Genomic DNA, 21,234 nt, shown 5'->3' on the forward strand with positions numbered 1-21,234 from the left:
CCCGGGTGCGGGCATACGTCCCGGTGGGGGAGCGTACGGGCGGCCCGCCGCGGCCGCGTCGGTGAGGAGAGTGCGATGGGCGTGAGCGCGCAGGGCGCGCGGGACGGCGTACCGCGACGGCCCGAGCCGCTGCACTGCCTCGTCACCGGATCGTCCGGGTACGTCGGCGGCCGGCTCGTCCCGGAACTGCTCGACGCCGGCCACCGCGTCAGGTGCCTGGTGCGCACCCCCGCAAAGCTGCGCGACCAACCGTGGGTCGCGCAGGTGGACCCCGTACGCGGGGACGTCACGGACGCCGACTCCGTGCGGGAGGCGCTGCGCGGCATCGACGTCGCGTACTACCTGGTGCACGCGCTCGGCACCGGAGCGGACTTCGAGGAGACGGACAGGCGCGCGGCACGGATCTTCGCCGAGCAGGCGCACGCCGCCGGCGTGCGGCGGATCGTCTACCTCGGCGGGCTCACCCCGCGCGGCGTCCCGGTGCGGTCGCTCTCCCCCCATCTGCGCTCCCGGGCGGAGGTGGGACAGATCTTCCTCGACGCCCCCGTGCCGGCCGCCGTGCTCCGGGCGGCGGTGGTGATCGGATCCGGATCGGCGTCGTTCGAGATGCTGCGGTATCTGACCGAGCGGCTGCCGGTCATGGTCACACCGAGCTGGGTGCACACCCGTACGCAGCCCATCGGGGTCCGGGACGTGCTCCGCTACCTCGTCGGCTCGGCCGCGCTGCCCGCCGACGTCGACCGGGCGTTCGACATCGGCGGCCCCGACGTGCTCACGTACCGGGAGATGATGCGCCGCTACGCCGCCGTCGCCGGCCTGCGGCGGCGGGTCATCGTCCCGGTGCCGGTCCTCACGCCGCGGCTGTCCAGCCACTGGGTCGGTCTCGTGACGCCCGTACCGGCGTCGATCGCCCGCCCGCTCACCGAGTCGCTCCGGCACGAGGTCGTCTGCCGCGAGCACGACATCGCCCGGTACGTCCCCGACCTGCCCGGCCGGCCACTGCCGTTCGACGACGCGCTCGCCCTCGCGCTCCGGCGGGTACGCGAGGCGCAGGTCGCCACCCGCTGGTCCTCCGCCGCGGTCCCGGGCGCCCCGAGCGACCCGCTGCCCACCGACCCCGACTGGGCGGGCGGCAGCCTCTACAAGGACGAACGGGAACTCCCGGTCTCCGCGTCCCCCGACGCCCTGTGGAAGGTGATCGAGGGGATCGGCGGCGACAACGGCTGGTACTCCCTCCCGCTCGCCTGGGCCGTACGCGGCTGGCTCGACCGGTTCGCCGGCGGCGTCGGACTGCGCCGCGGCCGCCGCGACGCCCAACGGCTGCGGGTCGGCGACTCCCTGGACTTCTGGCGGGTGGAGGAGATCGAACCCGCGCGGCTGCTCCGGCTGCGGGCCGAGATGCGGCTGCCGGGTCTCGCCTGGCTGGAGATGCGCGTCGAGACGGACGGCGCGGGGCGCACCCGCTACCGGCAGCGGGCCCTGTTCCACCCGCGCGGACTCCTCGGCCACGCCTACTGGTGGTCGGTCTCGCCCTTCCACGCCCTGGTCTTCGGAGGCATGGCACGCAACATCGCCCACGCCGCGGCCGCCGGCCCCCGTACCCGCCCCCGCACCCCGCCGACCCGGCGCATCCGCCGCACGCTCACCCGGCGGGGAACCCGCCGCTGACCCCGGACCCCGCTCACGAACCGCGGCGCGACCGGTGTCACGGTGGCGGTCGCCGAGGTCGCCGAGGTCGCCGTCGCCGCGGCGGTACGGGTCCGGGCTACGCGGCGCGTACGTCCCCGACCGCCTGGGCGAGGGTTGCGATGCCCTCGGCGATGGTGCGTTCCGAGAGGGTGGCGTAGCCGAAGATCAGCCCGCCCGGGCCCGCCGGGTCGAGGCGGTAGCGGGCCACGCCGCGCAGGGCGACGCCCCGGCGGGCGGCCGCGGCGACGACCGCCGCCTCGTCCAGGTCCGGGGGCAGCCAGGCCACCACGTGCTGGCCGGCCGCGACCCCGGTGGGGACCAGCTCCGGCAGACGGGCGTCGAGCGCCGCCAGCAGGGCGTCGCGGCGGCGGCGGTAGACGGGGCGCATGCGGCGCAGATGGCGGTCGAACTCGCCGCGGGCGAGGAAGTCGGCGAACGTCAGCTGGTCGATCACCGCCGAGCCGCGGTCCGCGAGCAGCTTGGCCTGCGCGACGTCGTCCACCAGGTGCGGCGGCACCAGCATCCAGCCGAGGCGCAGCCCGGGTACGAGGGTCTTGCTGGCCGTACCGCAGTAGACGACGTGCTCCGGCGCCAGGCCCTGGATCGCGCCGACGGGGGCGCGGTCGTAGCGGTACTCCGCGTCGTAGTCGTCCTCGATCACCAGCGCCCCGCGCCGCTGCGCCCAGCGGATCACCCGGGCGCGGGCTGCCGCGGACAGCACTCCGCCGGTGGGCCACTGGTGCGACGGCGTCAGCACGACGGCGTCCGCGTCGGCCTTCTCCAACTCGTCGACGAGGATGCCGTCGGACCCGACCGGGATGCCGACGACGTCCAGCCCGGCCGCCGCGGCCAGGGGGCGGGCGTCGTCGTCGGGGGAGGGGTCCTCGACGGCCAGCCGGCGGACGCCCCGGGCCGCGAGGACCTGGATGAGCAGCGAGACGCCCTGGCCGAACCCGCTGCAGATCACGGTGTGCCGGGGGTCGGCCGAGGTGCCGCGGACGCGGTTGAGGTAGTCGGCGAGGGCCTGGTGCAGTTCGGGGACGCCGCGGCCGTCGAGGTAGGCGAACCGCTCGTTGGGCGTGGCGGCGAAGACGGTACGCACCGAGCGCAGCCACGCGGCGCGGGGGAACGTGGAGACGTCGGTGTGGCCGTAGCCGAAGTCGACGGCCGGCGGCGCGCCTTGCACCCGCGTGCGGGCGGGCGGGCCGGCGGGGGCCGCGGGGCGTGTGCCGCCCGCGGGGCCGCCCTGTTCCAGCGCGACCTGGGTGTAGCCGCCGGCCCGGCTGGTCAGGTAGCCCTCGGCCACGAGCTGCTGGTACGCCTCGACCACCACCCCGCGCGACACCCCGAGGCCGGCTGCCAGCGTCCGGGTCGGCGGCAGCGACGCGCCGTGCCGCAGCCGGCCGGCCCGTACGCTCTCCCGGATCGACGCCGCGACCTGCCGGTGCAGCGGCTCCGCGCGGGTGCGGTCCCGGTCCAGCTCGATGAGCAGGTCCTCGGCGGTGCTGGAATTGGTCCGTATTCGGGGCATGGAATCGGACCTTACCGTGGGTACCGATCCGCGTCAGGCTCGGAGCATGACGACAGCGACACACACCCGCACCCCTGCCGGCACCCCCGGCTCCCGCCTCGCCGCCTCCCTCGACGGCCGGCTCCTCACGCCCGGCGACGCCGGGTACGACGCGGCCCGTACCGTCTGGAACGCCATGGTCGACCGCCGCCCCCGGATGATCGTCCGGGCGGCGGGCACCGCCGACGTACAGGCCGCGGTGCGCCACGCCCGCGAGCACGACCTCGAGATAGGCGTCCGCTGCGGCGGCCACAACGTGGCCGGCTTCGCCGTCCCCGACGACGGCCTGATGATCGACCTGACCCCCATGGGCGGCGTGCAGGTCGACCCCGAACGGCGGCGGGTGCGCGTCCAGGGCGGTGCGCTGCTCGGCGCGCTGGACCGGGCCACGCAGCCGTACGGCCTCGCCACCACCGCGGGGAACGTTTCGCACACCGGCGTCGGCGGGCTCACCCTCGGCGGCGGGATGGGGTGGCTGGCCCGGCAGTACGGGCTGGCGTGCGACAACGTCGAGTCGTTCACGGTGGTCACCGCGGACGGCGAGGTGGTGACGGCGAGCAGGACCGGGCACCCGGAGCTGTTCTGGGGGCTGCGCGGGGGCGGCGGGAACTTCGGGGTCGTGACGGAGTTCGAGTTCCGGCTGCACCGGACGGGTACGCGGACGCTGGTCGCCGAGTTCGACTTCCGCGCCGAGGACGCCGTGCCGGTGCTGGAGGGCTGGCGGGACCTGAACGCCGTCGCGCCGCGCGAGGCGAGCTTCTCGGCGTCCGTCGCCGACGGCCCGGCGGGCGGCGGGCCGGTGGCCACCGTCGGGTTCGTGTGGGTCGGCGACCCGGAGCGGGGGCGGCGGCTGCTGCCGGCGCTGCGGGCGCTCGGCCGGCCCGTCGCGACGCGGATCACCACGCCGTCGTACCTGGAACTGCAGTCCAGGGACGACTCCAGCGGCGGCCACGCCTACCGCCGCTACTCCGCCGCCCACTACCTGCGCGGCTTCCCGACGTCGGCGATCGAGGCGTTCCTGCTGCGCGGCGCGACGGACCTGCGGGGTACGGGCTCCGGCGCCGGCGGGCCGGGGGCGGGCCTTCCGGGGGGAGGCCCGCCCGGGGCCGGTCTGCCCGGGGTCGGGCTGCAGGCGCACGGCGGGGCCATCGCCGACGTCCCCGTCGACGACGCGGCGTTCGGCCACCGCGACACGATGTTCGAGTTCGGCGCGGGGTCGCGCTGGACCGACCCGGCGGAGGACGACGCCCGCATGACCGCCGCCCGCGCCGCGGGTTCGGCGCTCGCCCCGTACGCGAACGGCGTCTACGTCAACTCCCTCGCGGCCCACGACGGCCCCCGCGGCATCCGCCGCGCCTACCCGGCCGCCAAGCTCGCCCGGCTCGCCGCGCTGAAGGGCGTCTGGGACCCGCACAACGTCTTCCACCTCAACCAGAACATCACCCCGGCCGCCCCCTGAAACCGCGGCCGGCCGCGGGCTCAGGGAGCGGATGCCGGGCACCGAACCCGGCTCCGGCGTCCGGCGCGGGCCCGTGACGCTCTGTTCCGTATGCCGTGGCACGTGCCAGACTCGGACAATGGCCCTCGATTCCACGATCCCCGGCTGGAGTCGGAATACCGGGCCGGTGGGCCGGAACGCAGTTGCCTGACCCTGATCGCCTGGGTGGCCGTGGCCCGGCTCGTCCACATTCCCACCGCGTTCTTCCTGGACGCCCACGGGGTGCGGGACGGGCGCGGGATCCTCCTCAACGCGGCGATCAGCGCGGTCGTATCGGCCCTCCTGGTGACGATCCCGCTGCGTCTCTATTTCGGCCGCAAGAAGGAGAGGCACATCCTTTCGCGTTCGGCCCGCGCGTACCGGAACCGGCAGGCGGAGTGACGGCGGCTCCCCGCCGGCCCGCCTCGCCAGGGCCTAGCATGCGCGGCATGGCCATCAGACTCGAGAACGTCGGCATCGCGGTCCGCGACATCGAAGCGGCGATCTCCTTCTTCACCGACCTCGGCCTCACGGTCCTCGGGCGTGACACGGTCAGCGGCGAGTGGACGGACACCGCCGTCGGCCTCGACGGCAACCACGCCAGGATCGCGATGCTCCAGACACCGGACGGCCAGGGCCGCCTCGAACTCTTCGAGTACATCCACCCCGAAGCGATCGAGACGGACCCCACCCTTCCCAACGAGATCGGCATGCACCGCGTAGCCTTCAAGGTCGACGACATCGACGAAGCCCTGGAGGCGGCCGCACGGCACGGCTGCCGTCCGCTGCGCGGCGTGGCGACCTACGAGGACGTCTACAAGCTCACGTACGTCCGCGGACCCAGCGGCATCCTCGTGATGCTGGCCGAGGAGCTGAAGAAGGACTGACGGCCGCTCAGGGCCGGCTCTACGGCGCGCACTTGCCCCCGGCGCCCTTGCCGGCGGCCCAGCTGACGCCTCCGACCAGGTGCTTGACGAGGTAGTTGTCGCCGCCGTTCGCCGCGTACGACTCGGGGAAGTGGCCCATCCCGGTCACCCAGACGCGGCCGCCGTCGTACGGCTTGCACCAGGAGATCGGGTGGTCCTCGCCCATGGCGTTCGGACCGGGGTCGTAGGACTCCTCGTCGAGCGTCGCCAGCACATGCGCGTCGCCGCGGACGCTGCGGGCGAAGTTGTAGTGCTCGTCGCCGAAGGAGAACTCCTTGGGGAGGCCGCGGGTCGAGGGGTGGCGGCGGTCGGCGACCCGCACCGTGGCGACGTTGTTCAGGTCGCTGGCGGCGTGACCGGGCATCAGCGTGCCGACCGCGCTGTCCTTCCCGCCGTCCCACCAGTCCCAGGTGGTGACGCCGGCGCCCATGTCGACCGCGTTGTGGTTGGCGGCGATCCCGCCCCCGGCGTTGACGAACCCCCGGATCGCGGCGCGCTGCTCCTCGTCCCACAGCGGGCCGGGGCGGCCCCCGCCGAGCCACTGCGACGAGGCGTTGAAGAGGAAGATCGCGTCGTACTGGGCCAGGTTCTCCTCGGTGAAGACGCGCGGGTTCGCGTCGGGGTGGTCGCAGTTGCCGACGGCTCCGCCGAGCCCGTCGCAGTCCTCCCGCACCCACGCGATCCCGGCCTTGTCCAGCGCGTTCTGGATGTGGCCGATGCCGCCGTCGATCGCGCCGGCGTGGCGGTAGCCGGTGGTCCCGGTGTAGATCAGAACCTTCGACTCGGCCTCGTCCTCCGCCCCGGCGGGCCCGGCCGACGTCGCCAGCAGCCCGAGCGCGGCCACCCCCAACAACGCGCGTTGAACGCCAGATCGTCCGTAACGCATGACACTCCCCTCGCCTCCATGTCCCCACCCACTACCGCCCCTTTCCCCGCACATGTCAAGACGGCGCCCCCCGGCCCCGCGACACACGACGGATGCCCCACCGCAGGTCAGCGCACAACCCGGCGCCACACCCCGCCACCGCCGGAACACCTGCTCCCCGGCGCTGATCTCACCCATCGGTCGGGGGCGGGAGGCTCGCAAGCCCTGACATCCGACGGGGTCGCTTCCTGGCCGACACGACGCACTCGTTCCGGACGTCCGGACCCTCTCCGCCGGCGCGGGATCAGTACGGTGATGCCTCAACCTCCGACCAGGCCCGAAAGAAAAGGCCTTAAGGCGTGTCCGGCAAATGGCCTCTGCGAAGCTGCGGTGCGGTGATCATTGGAGGGTCATGGGAATCGAGCTTGAACTGCACTCGGGGAGACCCCGCAAGGGTTCGTCTCGGGCGACGTTGCTCCGCGGGTCGTACGCGCACGGTGATGCGCTTGCGCGTGCGCTGAGCGCGCTCGACCGCAACCGCTCCGGCAAGTTGGGCTGGGTCGACCCGTATGGGGACACCTTCTTCAACGAGCAGGAAGCCGAAGTCGCCCGTCAGGAGGTCGCCGCCCTGGTCCGCGAGTGCTCGGACGAGCGGCAGCGCGCGGCACTCCTCGACCTTGACCGGCTCCTGGAAGCGTGCGCCGCGACGCCGGGCAGCTATCTGTGGTTCATGGGTGACTGAGCCGGTCAATGATTGGTCTTGCGGCGGGCAGAGGTGAGTTGTCTGCGCCTTCGTCCCCGGGCTCGCCGAGGACTGATCTGCAGGCTTCCAGCGTTGCCCTGGCGTTCCACAAGACGAGTATCCAGAAAACGCCCCGACCGTAGGCGAGTTGCCCGGGGTGAACCGAGGCAGCCGCGTCACCACCTCGGGCTGGAGCAGACGGCAGGGACGGCGCGTCCGGGGGAGCACACCACTACTTTGCGGACATGACCTCGTGGCCAGGGCCGGGAGGAGTCGGTTCCGGTGCTTCGGGTTCGCTCCGCTTGAACCCGGAGCGGCAGCGTTCCACCTGGTCGGCCACCTGCTCCATGAACCATCGCATGATCTCGTAGGGGATGACGTGCTCGGCCGGGCCGTATACGCAGACGGTCGGCTCTGCAGCAGGGGCCTCGTCGGGGATCAGCGCCACCAGGAATGCCGGTCCGGGTAGATGGGTCGCCGCGTCGGGGGTCTCAGCCCACGAGGCCGGCGCCGGCGCGGCCTCGCTCAGCTCCACTGCCCAGGAGCTGTCGGGCAAGGTGTAGTGGAACTGGACGGCGTAGTGACGACCTGCGTGTTCTCTCACCTCTGCCGGCATGACGGCAGGTTGCCACAGCGCGCGGTCAGAGGCTCAAGTCAGGGTGTGGTCTCGGTGCTTGGGCAGGTGTTCTCGTCGAAGGTTCCGCGGACTTCGTCCCCGCACAGCACCATCACCCACTCCAGGGCGAGCGAGTAACGGGCTTGCGGGTTTCCCTCGACCGTGTAGTCGATCCATGCCCGATCGATCACGCCGCCGCGGCCGTCGACCTCGGCGACGAACAGCAACTCGGTGAATCCGTGGTCGTCCTTCCCGGATTCACTGCACGGACGCGTGATGCGCAGGCCCGGATGGAAGCTCTTGTACGTTCCCCTCATGCGGAGGCCGGTCCCGGTGTCCGGGTCGACGAATTCCGGAGGAGCGCCCCGAGCGGAGATGATGCCGCTCGTGTTCCTGTGCACATCCCGCAGTTCAAGGGTGACATCGAGTGGACGCACCGGCGCCTCGTAGCGGATTCGGCTGATGGTGACCTCGCGTCCGGTGGTGGTGCACAGGAAGTAGGAGCCGAATGAGCCCACCCAGGGGTGTTGCTCCGGTGCCTCCATGACGATCCGGCCGCCGGAGGCCTGGGCACTGAGAACTCCCGCCCCGGAGGGGTACTTCCTTGCGTCGGCAGCCGAGGAGAGGACCAGCACGGCGGTGAGGGCTCCGGCCGCGAGCGGGATCGGTCTCACGCGTCCGAGTCTTCCACGGTCGGGGTTACGGGCGGTAGGAGCGGACCAGGCGGGCCAGGTGGGTGCCGGCGAGGTCCAGCGGGGTCGTGCTCCGGGTGATCTGGGCGGTCATCTCGGCGCCTTCGAAGGTGCTGACCACCGTGTGGGCGAGGTCGCTCGCGGTGTCGTCGTCCATGCCGGCGGCCGTGAGCCTGTCGCGGACGATGCCGTGCCAGTTCGCGAAGGCGCGCTCGGCGGCGTCGCGGACCTGCGGCAGGCGGCGCGCGCTCGCCAATGCGGTGGTGGTGACGGGGCATCCGTCCATCCACTCGGAATCGCGCATGCCGGTGGCGAGTTCGCGGGCGCAGGCGACCATCGCGTCCGCCGGGTCGTCCTCGCTTGTCATGGCGGTGCGCAGCAGCTCCGCGAACTCGCGGTCGCCGTGGCCTATCGCCTCGACGGCAAGGTCGACCTTGCCGCCCGGGAAGAAGTGGTACACCGAGCCCAACGTGGCCTCGGCCTCCCGGGAGATGTCCTTGAGGCCCGTCCCCTCGTAGCCCTGCCGCTGCATCAGCCTCGACGTGGCGCGGACGATGCGCTCCCTGGTGCCGACCTCGTGCTTGGTTCGCATACGGCCCAGCGTACTGGATAGAGCGTTCGTTCTAGTGCTCTGCTAGGGTCGGCCGGGACTGGATAGAACGTTCATTTTAGTCGTGGGAGTCGTCATGCCTGAAACCTCCGTCACCGTCATCGGCCTGGGCCCCATGGGCCGTGCGATGGCCTCCGCCTACCTCGACCGCGGGTACGAGGTGACCCTGTGGAACCGCACGGCAGCCCGTGCGGACGGGCTGGTCGCCCGCGGCGCCCGGTTGGCCGGCAGCGTCGACGAGGCCCTGCGGGCCAATGAACTCGTGGTGCTCAGCCTCACCGACTACGACGCGGTGTACGCGATCCTCGAACAGGCGCCGCAGGCGCTGAGCGGGCGCACCCTCGCCAACCTCACCTCCGACACCCCGGCGAAGGCGCGCGAGAGCGCCGCGTGGCTCGCCGAGCGCGGCGCCGTGCAGATCACCGGAGGCGTCCAGACCCCGCCGCCGGGAATCGGCAGCGCGGATGCGGCAACGTACTACAGCGGCCCCGCCGACGCGGTCGAAAGGCACCGGGCCGCCCTGGAGGTGCTGACCAGCATCGACTACCTCGGCGACGACCCCGGCCTCGCGGCGCTCTACTACCAGATCGGGATCGACATGTTCTGGACGGGCCTTGTCGGCTACCTGCACGGCCAGGCGGTGGCCGCGGCCAACGGCATCCCCGCCGAACAGTTCCTCGCACAGGCGGTGAAGACCATGGACTTCGGGTACTTCCTGGAGTTCTACGCACCACGCATCGACGCCGCGAACCACGAAGGCGACGTCGACAACGTGGGCATGGCCGTGGCCAGCCTGACCCATGTCGTGCACACGGCCGAGGAGTCGGGCGTCGACGCGTCCGTCCCGGCCGCGGTCCTCGACCTGTTCCGCCGCGCAGTCGCCGCAGGCCGCGAACGCGACAGCCTGACCAGCCTCATCGAGGTGCTCAAGCAGTAGTCCGCCGAGCCGCGCGCCCCCGCGGCACGCAGCGGCCGATGTCCGCTAAGCCGTGCGCCCACCACGCGCCGACGCGTGCGGTAAGGGAAGCGCTTCGGATGCCCGCGCGAGGACCCCGTCCCACAATCCCGAGGCAGACGCACCTCTCTTCGAAGGACAACGTGGGAGGGTCCATGGTTCGGCGAATCAGACGACGATCCGTTCTGCAGGGCACGGTCGAGGCGGCCGCGGCGGTCGCGGGGAGCGCGGTCCTCGGAGCAGAGGCCGCCGCGGCCCCGAACCCGCGGTTGACGTGCTGACGGCCCTCGGCTCTCCGTTATCCGACGACGCGATGGTGGCGGCCGTCGGCGTCGCGGCGCGTCACGCCCCGGCGGGCCAGCATCTCCAGCAGCGGCATCGCCACGCGCCGGGTGGTGCCCAGCGCCCGGCGGGCCTGGCTGACCGTGAACGGCTGGGGGAGCGCGCGCAGGACGCGCACCGCCTCCGCGTCCGCCCCCGGCAGCAGGTAGACGCCGGCGTCGACCCGGAGGAGTGCGCCCGTACGCACCGCGGCGCGCAGTGCCCGTTCGTCGAGCCCGAGTCCGTGCAGCCGGTCCGCGTCGGGCGCCTGGAACGGGGCGTCCGCCAGTTGCCGGCGGAGGCGGTCCACGGCCGACCGGACGGCGGGCGGCAACTGCCGGTCGGGGGCGGCGGCAAGGATGCGGCCGTCGCGTACGACGAGGGGCGCCCGGACCAGCTCGGCCGCCAACTGCACGTCGGGCAGCCCGAGGCGGCGGCCCGCGTCCGCCACCGTGAGGCCGGGCGCGAGGGGGTCCTCGCGGGCGTGCTCCCCGACGAGGCGCTCCAGTTCCGCGCGCAGTTCCGACCACCGCGCGGGGTCGGCGAGCCAGTCGCCCGCCACCGGCGCGAACGGCACGTCCGCGCCCATCGCCGCGAGTTCGCCGGTACGGATCAGGCCCCGGCGGCGTACCTCGGACCGTCCGTCGGGCGTGCCGTCCATGCCCTGCAGCTCCCGTGCCCGTACGCCGGCCGCGCCGCGGCGCAGCAGTTCGGGGGGCCGTACGTCGAGCACGGTGACCCCGGCCGCGATGTCGTGGGCCCCGGGGTGGCGGAGCAGCCCGGCGTCGCCGATGCGCAGCGGGAGCGGCTCGGCGAGCGCAAGCCGGGCGGAGGCGTCGCCCAGCCGCCGTGCGCGTACCGCGACGGCGGCCGATCCCAGGTGCAGGGTGAGGCCGCCCGGGAGGCGCCCGGCCGGGGCACCGCGCAGCAGGACGTCGACGGTGCGGGAGGCGAGCCACGTGCCGGGGGTGACGAGCGCGTCGCCCCGGGACAGCTCCGCCGCGCGGACGCCGCGCAGGTTGACCGCGACCCGGGCCGGCGCGGTGACGTGCGGGAGCGCCTGCCCCATGGACTGCAGCCCGCGTACGGTCACGGGCCGGGCCGCCGCGGCGGCCTCCAGCCGGTCCGCAAGGCTGATCCGGCCCGCCTGCAGCGTCCCCGTCACGACGGTGCCCGCTCCCCTGGCGCTGAACGACCGGTCGATCCAGAGGCGTACCGGTCCTTCCGTCCTGGGCCGGGGTATCCCTGCCACCAGGCGGTCGAGGGCCGGCAGCAGCAGGTCGATGCCGGTGCGGGCCGGCGCGGGTGCGCTGACGCAGACGGCTTCCACCGCGCCGAGGGAGGAGGCCGCCAGCTTCTCCAGCGCCTGGGTGCGGGCCGGTTCGGGGTCGGCGAGGTCGGAGCGCGTGACGACCAGGAGGCCGTGCCGGACGCGCAGCGCGTCGAGGGCGGCCAGATGCTCCTGCGACTGCGGCATCCAGCCCTCGTCGGCGGCCACGACGAACATCGCGGCCGGGACGGCGCCGACACCGGCGAGCATGGTGCCGACGAAGCGCCGGTGCCCCGGTACGTCGACGAAGGCCACCGTCCGGCCGCTCGGCAGCCGCGTCCAGGCGAAGCCCAGGTCGATGGAGAGGCCGCGGCGCCGCTCCTCCGCGAGGCGGTCCGTCGCCATCCCCGTGAGCGCCTCCACGAGCGTCGACTTGCCGTGGTCGACGTGGCCCGCGGTCGCCACCACCTGTGCGGTCCCGGCTTCCCGGCCTGCGTGTGCCACCGCACCCCTCGTCGGCGTTCTTGGCGGAGGTGGACGGGAATCGAACCCGATCCGAAATGCCATTGTGACCTGCGGAGATGCCCGAAATCGGGACATTCCCATCCCGTTCGATCCCGGAAAATCCCACCTCGCCCTGCCCCAACTCCCCGGTTCCTGCCCGGAGTTCCCACGGGAACACCCACCCCCGGCGGATGTCCAGCCCCCGGCGGCGGTGAGTGCAAACCGACCTTCCCCATACACGACGAAGCCCCGACCGCGCCCCTCTTCGGGCGCGACCGGGGCCGCGGGGCTAGCCAGTAGTGGCGACGAACGAGCGCTGAGCGCTGGGGTCTACAATGATCACAAAGCGATCGCCGTAGGTTCGCCCCGACTTCCCCGGCCGGCGTGCGGGCGGCTTGTCCTCCCGCTTCTTGCGGTAGAACTCGACTACCTCTGCGTACTGCGGATCGATCCACTCATCTTCCATTGCGCACGACCTCTCGTGACTGTGCCCCCTACGACCATAGGGCCGTAGGGGGCACGCGCACGGGTGAAGTTGCGTTGCTCAGCCGACGTTCGGCCCGCTGGGACCGTCGCCCTCGCCGCTGCCCGTGCAGGACCCTTCCGGGCCTCCCTCGGAGTGCTCGCAGCTCGCCGCTACGGGGATGGCGGCATCCGTTGGTGCGCGCCACAGTTCGGCGTTCGGGACGTAGCCGGCGTCACGGATGGCGCGCTGCGTGCGCATCAGCGCGTCCGGGTCGTGGCGTGCCGGGTCCGGCGCTTCGGGAACGTGGTGCACGACGGTCCCGAGTCGCCGCGACAGCCCCGTGTAAATCTGCGTGTGCAGAATCAGGGCGTGCCACCCCTCGTCAACGACGCGACTTGGCCTCAGCGGCACCGTGGGGCTCGACGCGCAGGCGGCTACGAACTTCAGGGCCTCGTCCACGATGGCCACAGCGATGTTCGCGGACATGCCGGGGTTGGCCTGCTGGACGGTTTGCGCCACAGCGCGGAACGCTTCGGGGCTGATGAGGTCACGCGCGCTGGACTCGGGCGTGCGGACGTGTTCGAGTAGGACTGTCACTGCTGCTCCTTCGTCGGGGTTTCGGTGGCCGCCCCGCCCGGAGAACCGTTGGCAAGCGGGTTAGTCCTTCGGGCGGGGCTGTTCCGATGGGAACGCCCGCCGTCACGGCGGCGGGCGCCTGGTGCCCGCCCGCGGGGACGGGCGGACGACCCACGCCCGGGGACTCCAGAGCGACGTCCCGCCCCCGGACGTGGGAGTTTCAGTGTGTGTGCCTGCCCGTCATGAGCGCGGGCTTCTCCGGCTGGGCCCCAGTGCGTGCGACGGCGCCGTGTTCCGGGGCGGCGGAAGGCAGCCGGGGTGCGCGTAGACCATGGAGCCGCCGCCGGATTCGCCCGGCTCGCCAACGGACTCCACCGGGTTCTCCTCCGTGCCTTCCTTGCCGCAGTGGGTGCAGTAGTGCATCAGGATCCCTTCCGGGCGGTGATCGGGTAGCCGTGCCAGTCGGGTGCCTCACCGAGGCTCGCGAGCGCGGGCCGCTGGTTGAACGGCTCGGGCGTGCGCTTCGGCCGTGGCGGCGGGAGGCGGCGGGGCGACGGAGGCCGCTCAGCGGCGGTCACGGCCGCCCCCTCAGCGCCACCGGGGCGGCGACGGTGATCCGGCCGTGGCCCAGGTCGCGGTCATCCTCCCCGGCCGCGGTGACGCAGTACCCGCGGGCCTGGTGGACGGCCAACTGCAGGATGGTGCGCGCGGTCTGCTCCCGGCTGATGCGGTCCCACGATTCGACCAGGCACACCGCCGGCGCCGCGGCCTGCCGAATGACGTACGTCATCCCGTCCCACTGCGGCCGGCGGTCGCAGGACAGCGCGTGGTCGCCGCGGTCAACCCACTCTCCGGCGAGCACCCAGCCGTGCTCAACGGCGTACCGGCGGCACCGCTCTATGCGCACCTCGAGCGCGGCGGTCGCCACGGTGGAGCAGCGGTCGTAGATGAACGCCAGCGTGGGCCGGGCGGGGGCGCTTGGGTCGGGGGTGTCCATGGCGGTCGCCTGTCGTCGGTGATCAGGTCGTCACCGAACGTAGACCCGGCGTGGGCATGGTCACCACGTCAGAATGCTCCGGCCCCCGCCGGAACTGGCAAAAACACTGGTCAGAGCGGCAGCCGCACCGCGTCCGCGACCTCCCGCATCTCCGGCGTCAACGTCCGCCGCCGGCCCACGACACGATCAACGATGTCCCGGGCGTACCGCTGCTGCGCAAGCCACTCCGGCCGCGTCCGCGACAGATCACGCAACACCCTCACCGCGTCGCCGTGCTCCCTCAACCGGGCATGCGCATCAGCGACGTTGAGCTGATGCCGCCCCTGATTGCTCGCAGTGAGGGACGTCACCGGCAGGGTCGCCGCCAGGGTCAGCACCTTGTCCGGCCGCCGCCCGATCGTGGCATGCTCGACCATGTGCTGCGTCACCGTGGCCGGGCCGAACGTCCTCAGGCGGTCGACGCCGGCGACGTCCTCCCGGCCGATCGCGACCGCGGCGGACCGGGCCAGCCGCAGCGCATGCCTGGCCTCGTCCGGCCGGTTGTCCCGTACAGCCGCACCCGAGACACGCAGGAGCATCCACCCCCACCCGGACAGTTCATCCGGCGTCGCCCGCGACCACCGGGGCTCGATGTCGTCCGCCCACCGGGTCGCCAGCTCCCGCGACTCGTTGAACTTCCCCTGGCGCAGGGCGAGCCAGCACATCGTGTTGACGGTGGCGGTGGCGTCCAGCCGGTCCGTGGCCGCGCTCAGCGCCCGACTCAGGGCGTCGGAGGCCGCCGGGTACTGGTGCGTCTGCGTCAGGAGCCAGCCGGCGAGTTGCAGCGCGCGGACCTTCACCGCGCGGGTCTGCCGGTCGGCGCCGTCGAGGGCGTCGGCGTCCCGCAGCAGCGGCGGCAGCATGGCGGCGAGGTCAGCGAGGTGGACCTCGCCGAACGGCTCCTCTGCGTCGTCCAGGGCGGCAGCGACGCCCGCCGTGGTCGGCTCCTCGGTGAGGTCGTCGGGCGGGGTGTTGAGCGCGTCGCGTACGGCGGCCCACTGGGCGTCGGTGTCCGCGTCGGCTGCGGGGGCGTCGCCCTTCAGAAGGTGCGACGTCGGCACCCGCAGCGCGCGGGCCAACTTGTGCGCCGTCTCCGCGCGGGTGCGCTCGACCTGCCCCTGTTCGAGCTTGCTGATGAGGGAGAGGGAGACTCCGGAGGCGCGGGACAACTCGCGTTGGTTGAGGCCGCGCCGCTTTCGCACCGTCTTCAGTCGGTCGCCGATGTGTTCTTCGGGGTGCTCGGGCATACTGGCTCCAGCGTTCTGAGGTGACACCAGAACCGTACCCGCGGGCGGGCCCGCGCGTACCACCCGAACGGCCCTCCATCGCGGGGGCCGTTCGTCGTGTCCGGCGCTCCACCCTCGTACACTCGAACGCGTGCACGATGCCGTGGAGGTTCCGCCGTGGCGCCCGGAGATGGGCCGGCCGCCACGCGTCCGGGTCTACCCGGCCCGCGGCGCGCCGCAGCTGCGGGTACGCGTGGACGGCGTCATGCGCTCGGCGAGCGTGACCGCCCGGCACGACTGGCCGTCCGGGGTGATCGGCGTGCAGGTGGCGATCCGGCTCCCGACACCCGACCTCGGCGGCCGGCTGGAGACGTACGGCCGCACGTACCTGTGGGATCCGGCCGCCATGCACACGCCCGAGTGACCCCGCGCCGGAACACCCACAGCAACAAGCCCTTCGCACTACGCTTTCCGCCATGCCTGATTTCGCGGACGAAGCCAGGTCCCGGGCCGCGCGCCTGCTGCGGATGGCCGACACCGACGACCCGCGGGAGCGCGAGGCGCTGCGGGCCTACGCCGACGCCACCCCCGACCCCCCGCTGATGGACGCGGACGGGATCGCAACTCGCGGCTGCTCGGCCTGCCGGCGCACCATGTGGCAGCAGCGGGACGAGGCCGGCCCACTGTGGGTGTGCTCCGGCTGCGGGCGGGTAGAGGACGACACCATGAGGTGCCCCGCCTGCCAAGTGCCCATGGCCCCGCCGGCGGAACTGTCGGAAGCCGGCCGCTGGTCGTGCCCTGCCTGTCCCCGTGTGGCGGTCCGGGGGGAGCCCGCTACTCAGATCGAGTGGCGGGAACAGGACCGTCTCCACGCGATTGCTCTGCTGGACGAGGTCATCTCGGAGCGCCACGGCGAGGGTTGAGCGGTCGTGCGGTCACTCCACAGCACCGCAACTGGAACAGACGTACTGGGGGTAGCTGGTCGGGACGCCGTTCTCATCAACATCAACAGTCCGGTACATGGTGCCGCCGCACTTCGAGCAGCCCTTGGTCTCGATCCGCTGTCCCATGTGGCCTCCTCAGACGACGCCCCCGCCCTGGTGGACGGGGGCGTTGCGTGTCTCCGGGGGCCTCTGCCCCGCCTCGCTGGTAGGCCCCTGATCGGGCCGTCGATGGCGGGAGGGATGCGGTTGCCCGCGCCCGGCTGATCCCGGCAGAACGGCGCCCGGCGGGCCGCGGTCGGAACCCATGGGAACCGTCCCGCCAGGCAGTGCGGCAGGTAACTCCAACCTCGGGAGACGAGCCGCGCCGCGACGACCCGCACCGCTAGCGTAGCCGCCGCCACCGACAGCAGAACGGCCCTCCCGAAAGAGGGCCGAACGCGGGACAGCCGCCGCAGCGACCGCATAGCCCCGCCAGTCCCGGAGGACGACGAGGAGCATTTGTGGCCGGGCCGGGGTTCTACCCCTCCCTGGAGCCGTGGGTTCGCGCTGACCCGGCCGACTGGCCGCCGATCAAACGGCCAGGGCTCCGCACCCGTCAGGGCGTCACCACCACCTTAGCGGTAGCCGCTGACAGCCACGTTTACCGCAGGTCGTAGTTGCGCCGCATCTGCTTCAGCCCCGGCGCGTCGAACGTCGTGTACTGCCCGCCATTCGCCGCCGTGTGGTAGCCGCCCGTGGGCGTGCACATCACCGGCTTGCGACCGGCGCTGTTCTGCACGCACTCGCCACCCTCAACCCGGCCATCCCGGTCGCGGTCGGTGTTGGCGTGAGCCAGCCCGAACAGGTGCCCCAACTCGTGAATGATCACGTTGTCCCGGCGTACCCGGTTCGTCGTGCTGTTCTTCGAGAAGTAGTGCCTGGTCGTCCAGTACTCCGAGTTGACCGCCGCGGCGCCACCCCAAGCGGAGCCGTTGACGCTCGCGGTGCACGGCCACGCGTGGCTCATGCCCTTCTTGCCGGTCGGCCGGTACTTGTAGTGGAAGGTCATCACATGCCGGGGCGCCTCGGAGCACGACGGCCGCGCGCCGGGCCGGAGCTTCGAGGAAACCGTGACCTTGACGCCGGTCACCGCGGTGATCTGCGCCGCGGCCCGCTTCAGCGCGGGGGCGAGGCGGTCCCGGGCGGTCGTGCTCGCGAAGTCGATGACGTACGGGTCGGGGCTGATGCTGTAGATCCCGGCGGAGGTGAACGCCTTCCAGCCCTTCCCGGCGTACACCGGCCCGTCCGCGGCGTGCGCGGGGGCGGCGGCCAGGGCCGCGAGCACCGCGGCGGGGACGACGGTGGCGAGTCGGCGGATGTGCATGAGGTACCCCCCCTCTTCTCGCGGGTGTAGCTACACCCGGGTGTAGCTACACCATAGGATGGGTGTAGCTACACCCGCAAGGTGTAGCTACACCGCGATTAGGGGAGGTCACTCGTGGCACCTGTAGCTACAGGCAGGTACGGTGCGCTCATGCCGAACTCGCCGAAGACCCCCGCCCGTCAGGTGCGCATCGGCGATGAGCTGTGGCTCGACTTCGACGCCCCGGCCCGGAGCATGGGCACCGAGCGCGCGGCGGTCGTCCGCGAGTTGATCGCCTGGTACCTGCGGGAGCCGGGCGCGAAGCTGCCGCCGCGACCGGACCGCGAGGTCGTCATCAAGGCGCGGCAGCAGCGCGAGGAAGCAGCCGGCGACACCTGAGCGCGGTCAGCCGTACTGCCGCCGGTTCGGATCCAACGCCAACGCGAGCGGCCCCTGCCCGTTCCCCGGCCCGTCGTCCGCCGGCGCCCCGTCCCGCCGGCACACCAACGCGTCCGGGTCCCACGCCGGCGCCTGGAGGCTGTAGCCGGTCGGGCACGCCGGCCCCGGCAGCCCCTGCTCGCCGCGCGGGCCCTGCGCGCCCTGCGCCCCGGGGTCGCCCTTCTCCCCCTGCGGGCCCTGCGCACCGGTCGGCCCGGCTGCGCCGTCGGTGCCGTTGGCGCCGGCCGCTCCCGGGGCGCCGTCCTCGCCGGGCTCCCCGGGCTGACCGGCCGGCCCGTCCGGGCCCGCGCCGCCGCGCTTCCCGTCCGCGCCCGGCTCGCCCTTCTCCCCGGGCGCGCCCTTGTCGCCCTTCGAGCCCGCGGCGCCGTCCGTGCCTGCCGCCCCGGGCTCGCCGCGCTCGCCCGCCTTTCCCGGGTCGCCGGCCACCGGTGTGCCGCCAAGGCGCTCCACCTGCGCGGCGAGCGCGTCCCGGTCGCGGTTGGCATCGCGGAGGTCGCCGGCGAGGTTCTGCACCCACACCACCAGCAGCATGAACAGCCCGATGCTCACCAGCACGGCCACGGCGAACGCGATGTCCTTGCGTCGCTGTATCTGGTCCCGGCTTACGTGCCCGCCGTTCACGCTCCCGCTCCCTGCGAGTTGAGATAGACCTGCAACAAGATCAGCAGCACGGGGGCCACCAGCGCCGTGAACGCGAGCCGCCGATCCTGGCGCCGATGGTCCGCGGTCCGACGCCGCTCCGCCTCGGCTTCCTCCCGCTCTTTCTCCCGCGCCTCTTCCAGCGCGCGGAGCCGCTCAGCGAGCTGTCGCTCCCGCTCCTGGCCTGCCTGCTGTTCGAGCTGGTACCGCTCCATGCTGACCTTGGAGTCGAGGCGCCCGGCGAGGTCGCGGAAGTCCTCCTTGAGGTCCAGGTGGACGTGCTCAAGGCGGCGTACGACCTCGCCGAGGGTCGGCTCATCGGCCACTCATCGCTCCCTGGTCAGAGCTTCTCGCTCGGCGGCACCGACTCGACGCGGCGTCCGGCCGCGGCGGGCGCGGTCTCCGGCGGCCGGGCCCAGCCCAGCAGCACCCCGGCGAGGGTCATCAACACGGCGTTGTCGACCTTCTCGGCGTAACCCTCCACGAGCCGGAATGCCGTGTAGTAGGCCGCGGTCAGGACCGCGGTGAGGACCGCGCCGGCGGTGCCGGAGTCGACGTCGAGGCCGAGGGCGCCGGAGACGGTGAGCACCATGCCCACGGCTGCCGGTATCGCGGTGCGCATGAAGTTGGCGAAGATCACGTACATGGTCAGTTCTCCTCTACGGACAGGCGCACGGTGACGCCTTCGATCGCTTCGCGGATCTCCCGCTTCAGCGCCTCCAAGTCGGCGCCCGGGCCGGCGGCCACGGCGTCGACGAGCTTGTCGATCGTGGCGCGCTGCGCCTTCACCTCGGCCTCGGTGCGGTACACGATCCGCCACATGCTGGCGACGGCGTTCTTGAGCTGGTTGTCCTTGTTGTCCGACTCCCACGGCACCGGGTAGGCGTCGAGGTCTGCCACAGCCTTCGCGATCTTCTTCGCGTCGGCGTCGGTGATCGGCACGTCGTCCTCCTTGGGGGGTGTGCTGGTGCCGCCGGCCCATGCGCGCATCGCTGCCCGGGAGGCGAACTGCGCGACGTTGATGTCCAGCGGGCTGCTGGTGTACTGGTGGATGAGCCACTTCGCGCGGATGCTCGGGTCACCCGGGCGGCCGTTGTACTGCGCGATCCACAGGCCGTCGCCGTCGTACGACGAGGTGTCGCGGTTCACCCAGAAGTCGACGTTGCAGTACAAGATCACGCGGTGGTCGGGGCGGAGCCGCTTCACCTCCCGCATGAAGGCGTCCTTCTCCGCGCTCGTCGCCGCGGGCCCGGAGCTGGTGTGCTCCCAGTCGCACGCGAGGATGTCGCCCGGCCGGGACGCGCACTTCTCCACGAAGTACGCCGCCTGCGCCTTGATGTTCCCCGGCCACAGGAAGTGATAGAACCCGAGCACGAGCCCCGCCGCCCGGGCCCGCGCCACCTGCGCGGCCTGCTTCGGGTTGATGTACGTGCGGCCCTCGGTCGCCTTCACGATCACGAAGTCGTAGCCGCTGGTCGTGTACGTCTCGCTCTGGTACGCGGAGACGTCAATGCCCTTGATCACGACGGGGTCACCACCTGGCGGTGCGTGTACCGCTTCTCGGGGGAGTCCGTGAGATAGAAGTCAGGATGCGAATCGATCATGTCCAGCAGCTTCTGGAAGATCGCATCGGCGTCCTCGGGCAACGTCTCGTCGGGCTGCACTTCGATGTAAAACCCCATCGGGTACTGCGCCGTGATCCCGTCGGGCCGGAACGACACCCGGTAGACGGGGTACAGCGGACCCTGGGGTGCTCCGTACGCCATATGCGGACTCCTTAAGCGATCTCGTACGAGCCGTAGAGGTTGAGGCGGTCGTTGATGGCCCACGCCTCGCCGCCGGGCCGCAGGGTCGTCGTGCTGCCGCCGGTGGCGGTGGGGTTGGTGGCGCTGTCGACGACGGCGCTGGACGCGTTGGGGACGATGAACTCGACGGTGCCGGCCGCGTTGATGTAGGCGCGTGACGTCCACCGGGACGCCGTTCCGCTGTCGTCGGCGTTGTAGATCCACGCCTCCACCGGCTGGAACGTGCTGCCGTCGCCGGTGTAGGGCGCCGTGGGGAGGCTGAACTTCCAGTTGGCGGTGGACACGGACTGCGTGGTCGTGGTGCCCCACTCCAGGCGCAGCGCGAACTTACACAGGCCGCCGATGATGACGTAGCGGCCCACGAGGGTCCCGTTGCCGAGGGTGGTGGTGCCCGTGTCCGCCGACCACGCGACGGGGTAGGTCTGCCACTCGCCGACCATGGAGCGCAGCAGCGAGTTGGTGAGGCGGCGGCCGGGCGGCGGCACAACGTACGGCACAGCGGAC

Annotated in this window: 25 protein-coding genes and 1 pseudogene; 9 read left to right on the forward strand and 17 right to left on the reverse strand. The window is 72.5% G+C overall.

Annotated elements, in window-relative coordinates:
• Positions 1-75 precede the first annotated feature (75 nt).
• Positions 76-1,668: an SDR family oxidoreductase gene (locus tag LG396_RS04825; protein WP_225793726.1), complete on the forward strand. Its 1,593-nt coding sequence runs from the start codon at positions 76-78 to the stop codon at positions 1,666-1,668.
• Between the two features lie 97 nt (positions 1,669-1,765).
• Here the strand turns inward: LG396_RS04825 and pdxR are convergent, their stop codons facing one another.
• A complete protein-coding gene (pdxR, locus tag LG396_RS04830; RefSeq protein ID WP_225793727.1) occupies positions 1,766-3,220 on the reverse strand; it encodes a MocR-like pyridoxine biosynthesis transcription factor PdxR in 1,455 nt (484 codons plus the stop codon).
• Positions 3,221-3,266: 46 nt separating this feature from the next.
• On the opposite strand from pdxR, the gene LG396_RS04835 reads away from it, so the two are divergent.
• The 3 genes from LG396_RS04835 to LG396_RS04845 all read left to right on the forward strand — a co-directional run bounded on the left by LG396_RS04835 (position 3,267) and on the right by LG396_RS04845 (position 5,623).
• Complete coding sequence (locus LG396_RS04835; protein WP_225793728.1) at positions 3,267-4,718, forward strand: FAD-binding oxidoreductase; 1,452 nt, start codon at positions 3,267-3,269, stop codon at positions 4,716-4,718.
• 102 nt (positions 4,719-4,820) lie between these two features.
• Positions 4,821-5,138: a hypothetical protein gene (locus LG396_RS04840; protein ID WP_225793729.1), complete on the forward strand. Its 318-nt coding sequence runs from the start codon at positions 4,821-4,823 to the stop codon at positions 5,136-5,138.
• A 47-nt stretch (positions 5,139-5,185) separates the two neighbouring features.
• Positions 5,186-5,623, forward strand: coding sequence for a VOC family protein (locus LG396_RS04845; protein WP_145899259.1), 438 nt, complete (start codon positions 5,186-5,188; stop codon positions 5,621-5,623).
• 19 nt (positions 5,624-5,642) lie between these two features.
• On the opposite strand, the gene LG396_RS04850 is transcribed toward LG396_RS04845, so the two are convergent.
• Positions 5,643-6,506 carry a ThuA domain-containing protein gene (locus LG396_RS04850; protein ID WP_225793730.1) on the reverse strand — a complete coding sequence of 288 codons (864 nt, stop codon included), beginning with the start codon at positions 6,504-6,506 and terminating at the stop codon, positions 5,643-5,645.
• A 433-nt stretch (positions 6,507-6,939) separates the two neighbouring features.
• On the opposite strand from LG396_RS04850, the gene LG396_RS04855 reads away from it, so the two are divergent.
• Positions 6,940-7,269: a hypothetical protein gene (locus tag LG396_RS04855; RefSeq protein ID WP_225793731.1), complete on the forward strand. Its 330-nt coding sequence runs from the start codon at positions 6,940-6,942 to the stop codon at positions 7,267-7,269.
• 232 nt (positions 7,270-7,501) lie between these two features.
• On the opposite strand, the gene LG396_RS04860 is transcribed toward LG396_RS04855, so the two are convergent.
• Genes LG396_RS04860 through LG396_RS04870 form a run of 3 tightly spaced genes read right to left on the reverse strand, consistent with a single transcriptional unit; the run spans position 7,502 to position 9,169 of the window.
• Entirely contained in the window at positions 7,502-7,885 is a 384-nt protein-coding gene (locus LG396_RS04860) for a hypothetical protein (protein ID WP_225793732.1), read from the reverse strand.
• Between the two features lie 38 nt (positions 7,886-7,923).
• Positions 7,924-8,559 carry a hypothetical protein gene (locus LG396_RS04865; RefSeq protein ID WP_225793733.1) on the reverse strand — a complete coding sequence of 212 codons (636 nt, stop codon included), beginning with the start codon at positions 8,557-8,559 and terminating at the stop codon, positions 7,924-7,926.
• A 25-nt stretch (positions 8,560-8,584) separates the two neighbouring features.
• The gene (locus tag LG396_RS04870) at positions 8,585-9,169 is read right to left on the reverse strand and encodes a TetR/AcrR family transcriptional regulator (protein WP_225793734.1); all 585 of its coding nucleotides are present in this window, start codon (positions 9,167-9,169) and stop codon (positions 8,585-8,587) included.
• A 94-nt stretch (positions 9,170-9,263) separates the two neighbouring features.
• Here LG396_RS04870 and LG396_RS04875 point away from each other — a divergent pair, with 94 nt between their 5' ends.
• Positions 9,264-10,124, forward strand: a complete 861-nt coding sequence (locus LG396_RS04875; protein ID WP_225793735.1) for an NAD(P)-dependent oxidoreductase — start codon at positions 9,264-9,266, stop codon at positions 10,122-10,124.
• A 316-nt stretch (positions 10,125-10,440) separates the two neighbouring features.
• On the opposite strand, the gene selB is transcribed toward LG396_RS04875, so the two are convergent.
• From selB to LG396_RS04895, 4 genes are all read right to left on the reverse strand, one after another.
• Positions 10,441-12,201 (reverse strand): selenocysteine-specific translation elongation factor, encoded by a 1,761-nt coding sequence (gene selB, locus LG396_RS04880; protein WP_372483368.1) that lies wholly within the window; start codon positions 12,199-12,201, stop codon positions 10,441-10,443.
• Between the two features lie 580 nt (positions 12,202-12,781).
• Positions 12,782-13,300: a glycine-rich domain-containing protein gene (locus tag LG396_RS04885; protein ID WP_225793737.1), complete on the reverse strand. Its 519-nt coding sequence runs from the start codon at positions 13,298-13,300 to the stop codon at positions 12,782-12,784.
• Positions 13,301-13,853: 553 nt separating this feature from the next.
• Positions 13,854-14,276 (reverse strand): recombinase family protein, encoded by a 423-nt coding sequence (locus LG396_RS04890; RefSeq protein ID WP_225793738.1) that lies wholly within the window; start codon positions 14,274-14,276, stop codon positions 13,854-13,856.
• Between the two features lie 110 nt (positions 14,277-14,386).
• Entirely contained in the window at positions 14,387-15,562 is a 1,176-nt protein-coding gene (locus LG396_RS04895) for a helix-turn-helix domain-containing protein (RefSeq protein ID WP_225793739.1), read from the reverse strand.
• A gap of 130 nt (positions 15,563-15,692) precedes the next feature.
• Here LG396_RS04895 and LG396_RS04900 point away from each other — a divergent pair, with 130 nt between their 5' ends.
• Both LG396_RS04900 and LG396_RS04905 read left to right on the forward strand, forming a co-directional pair.
• Positions 15,693-15,965: a hypothetical protein gene (locus LG396_RS04900; RefSeq protein WP_225793740.1), complete on the forward strand. Its 273-nt coding sequence runs from the start codon at positions 15,693-15,695 to the stop codon at positions 15,963-15,965.
• A 52-nt stretch (positions 15,966-16,017) separates the two neighbouring features.
• Positions 16,018-16,464 carry a hypothetical protein gene (locus LG396_RS04905; RefSeq protein ID WP_225793741.1) on the forward strand — a complete coding sequence of 149 codons (447 nt, stop codon included), beginning with the start codon at positions 16,018-16,020 and terminating at the stop codon, positions 16,462-16,464.
• 12 nt (positions 16,465-16,476) lie between these two features.
• Here the strand turns inward: LG396_RS04905 and LG396_RS39120 are convergent, their stop codons facing one another.
• On the reverse strand, positions 16,477-16,611 hold the full coding sequence (locus tag LG396_RS39120) for a hypothetical protein (RefSeq protein WP_263978723.1): 135 nt from the start codon (positions 16,609-16,611) through the stop codon (positions 16,477-16,479).
• A 514-nt stretch (positions 16,612-17,125) separates the two neighbouring features.
• Positions 17,126-17,848 (reverse strand): M12 family metallo-peptidase, encoded by a 723-nt coding sequence (locus tag LG396_RS04910; protein ID WP_225793742.1) that lies wholly within the window; start codon positions 17,846-17,848, stop codon positions 17,126-17,128.
• A 150-nt stretch (positions 17,849-17,998) separates the two neighbouring features.
• Between LG396_RS04910 and LG396_RS04915 the strand changes: the two genes are divergently transcribed.
• Entirely contained in the window at positions 17,999-18,226 is a 228-nt protein-coding gene (locus LG396_RS04915) for a hypothetical protein (RefSeq protein WP_225793743.1), read from the forward strand.
• Positions 18,227-18,232: 6 nt separating this feature from the next.
• Here LG396_RS04915 and LG396_RS04920 read toward each other — a convergent pair whose 3' ends face one another.
• The 6 genes and pseudogenes from LG396_RS04920 to LG396_RS04945 form a co-directional block, all read right to left on the reverse strand.
• Complete coding sequence (locus LG396_RS04920) at positions 18,233-18,907, reverse strand: collagen-like domain-containing protein (RefSeq protein ID WP_225793744.1); 675 nt, start codon at positions 18,905-18,907, stop codon at positions 18,233-18,235.
• Positions 18,904-19,251 (reverse strand): hypothetical protein, encoded by a 348-nt coding sequence (locus LG396_RS04925; RefSeq protein ID WP_225793745.1) that lies wholly within the window; start codon positions 19,249-19,251, stop codon positions 18,904-18,906. The genes LG396_RS04920 and LG396_RS04925 overlap by 4 nt, the downstream gene beginning before the upstream one ends.
• Before the next feature lie 14 nt (positions 19,252-19,265).
• Positions 19,266-19,571, reverse strand: a complete 306-nt coding sequence (locus LG396_RS04930; protein ID WP_225793746.1) for a hypothetical protein — start codon at positions 19,569-19,571, stop codon at positions 19,266-19,268.
• A 329-nt stretch (positions 19,572-19,900) separates the two neighbouring features.
• Positions 19,901-20,449 (reverse strand): annotated as a pseudogene (locus LG396_RS04935) (glycoside hydrolase family 25 protein); the annotation flags it as partial.
• The gene (locus tag LG396_RS04940; RefSeq protein WP_225793747.1) at positions 20,446-20,691 is read right to left on the reverse strand and encodes a hypothetical protein; all 246 of its coding nucleotides are present in this window, start codon (positions 20,689-20,691) and stop codon (positions 20,446-20,448) included. The gene LG396_RS04940 and the pseudogene LG396_RS04935, both read right to left, overlap by 4 nt.
• A gap of 11 nt (positions 20,692-20,702) precedes the next feature.
• Entirely contained in the window at positions 20,703-21,227 is a 525-nt protein-coding gene (locus tag LG396_RS04945) for a hypothetical protein (RefSeq protein WP_225793748.1), read from the reverse strand.
• Between the last annotated feature and the right edge of the window lie 7 nt (positions 21,228-21,234).

Source organism: Streptomyces aculeolatus (assembly GCF_020400605.1).
GTDB lineage: Bacteria > Actinomycetota > Actinomycetes > Streptomycetales > Streptomycetaceae > Streptomyces > Streptomyces aculeolatus.

Coding starts and splice junctions, on each gene's coding strand:
- LG396_RS04825 (WP_225793726.1), top strand. CDS start 76: ATGGGCGTGAGCGCGCAGGGCGCGCGGGACGGCGTACCGCGACGGCCC.
- pdxR (WP_225793727.1), bottom strand. CDS start 3,220: ATGCCCCGAATACGGACCAATTCCAGCACCGCCGAGGACCTGCTCATC.
- LG396_RS04835 (WP_225793728.1), top strand. CDS start 3,267: ATGACGACAGCGACACACACCCGCACCCCTGCCGGCACCCCCGGCTCC.
- LG396_RS04845 (WP_145899259.1), top strand. CDS start 5,186: ATGGCCATCAGACTCGAGAACGTCGGCATCGCGGTCCGCGACATCGAA.
- LG396_RS04855 (WP_225793731.1), top strand. CDS start 6,940: ATGGGAATCGAGCTTGAACTGCACTCGGGGAGACCCCGCAAGGGTTCG.
- LG396_RS04860 (WP_225793732.1), bottom strand. CDS start 7,885: ATGCCGGCAGAGGTGAGAGAACACGCAGGTCGTCACTACGCCGTCCAG.
- LG396_RS04870 (WP_225793734.1), bottom strand. CDS start 9,169: ATGCGAACCAAGCACGAGGTCGGCACCAGGGAGCGCATCGTCCGCGCC.
- LG396_RS04875 (WP_225793735.1), top strand. CDS start 9,264: ATGCCTGAAACCTCCGTCACCGTCATCGGCCTGGGCCCCATGGGCCGT.
- LG396_RS04890 (WP_225793738.1), bottom strand. CDS start 14,276: ATGGACACCCCCGACCCAAGCGCCCCCGCCCGGCCCACGCTGGCGTTC.
- LG396_RS04895 (WP_225793739.1), bottom strand. CDS start 15,562: ATGCCCGAGCACCCCGAAGAACACATCGGCGACCGACTGAAGACGGTG.
- LG396_RS04905 (WP_225793741.1), top strand. CDS start 16,018: ATGCCTGATTTCGCGGACGAAGCCAGGTCCCGGGCCGCGCGCCTGCTG.
- LG396_RS39120 (WP_263978723.1), bottom strand. CDS start 16,611: ATGGGACAGCGGATCGAGACCAAGGGCTGCTCGAAGTGCGGCGGCACC.
- LG396_RS04910 (WP_225793742.1), bottom strand. CDS start 17,848: ATGCACATCCGCCGACTCGCCACCGTCGTCCCCGCCGCGGTGCTCGCG.
- LG396_RS04915 (WP_225793743.1), top strand. CDS start 17,999: ATGCCGAACTCGCCGAAGACCCCCGCCCGTCAGGTGCGCATCGGCGAT.
- LG396_RS04930 (WP_225793746.1), bottom strand. CDS start 19,571: ATGTACGTGATCTTCGCCAACTTCATGCGCACCGCGATACCGGCAGCC.
- LG396_RS04940 (WP_225793747.1), bottom strand. CDS start 20,691: ATGGCGTACGGAGCACCCCAGGGTCCGCTGTACCCCGTCTACCGGGTG.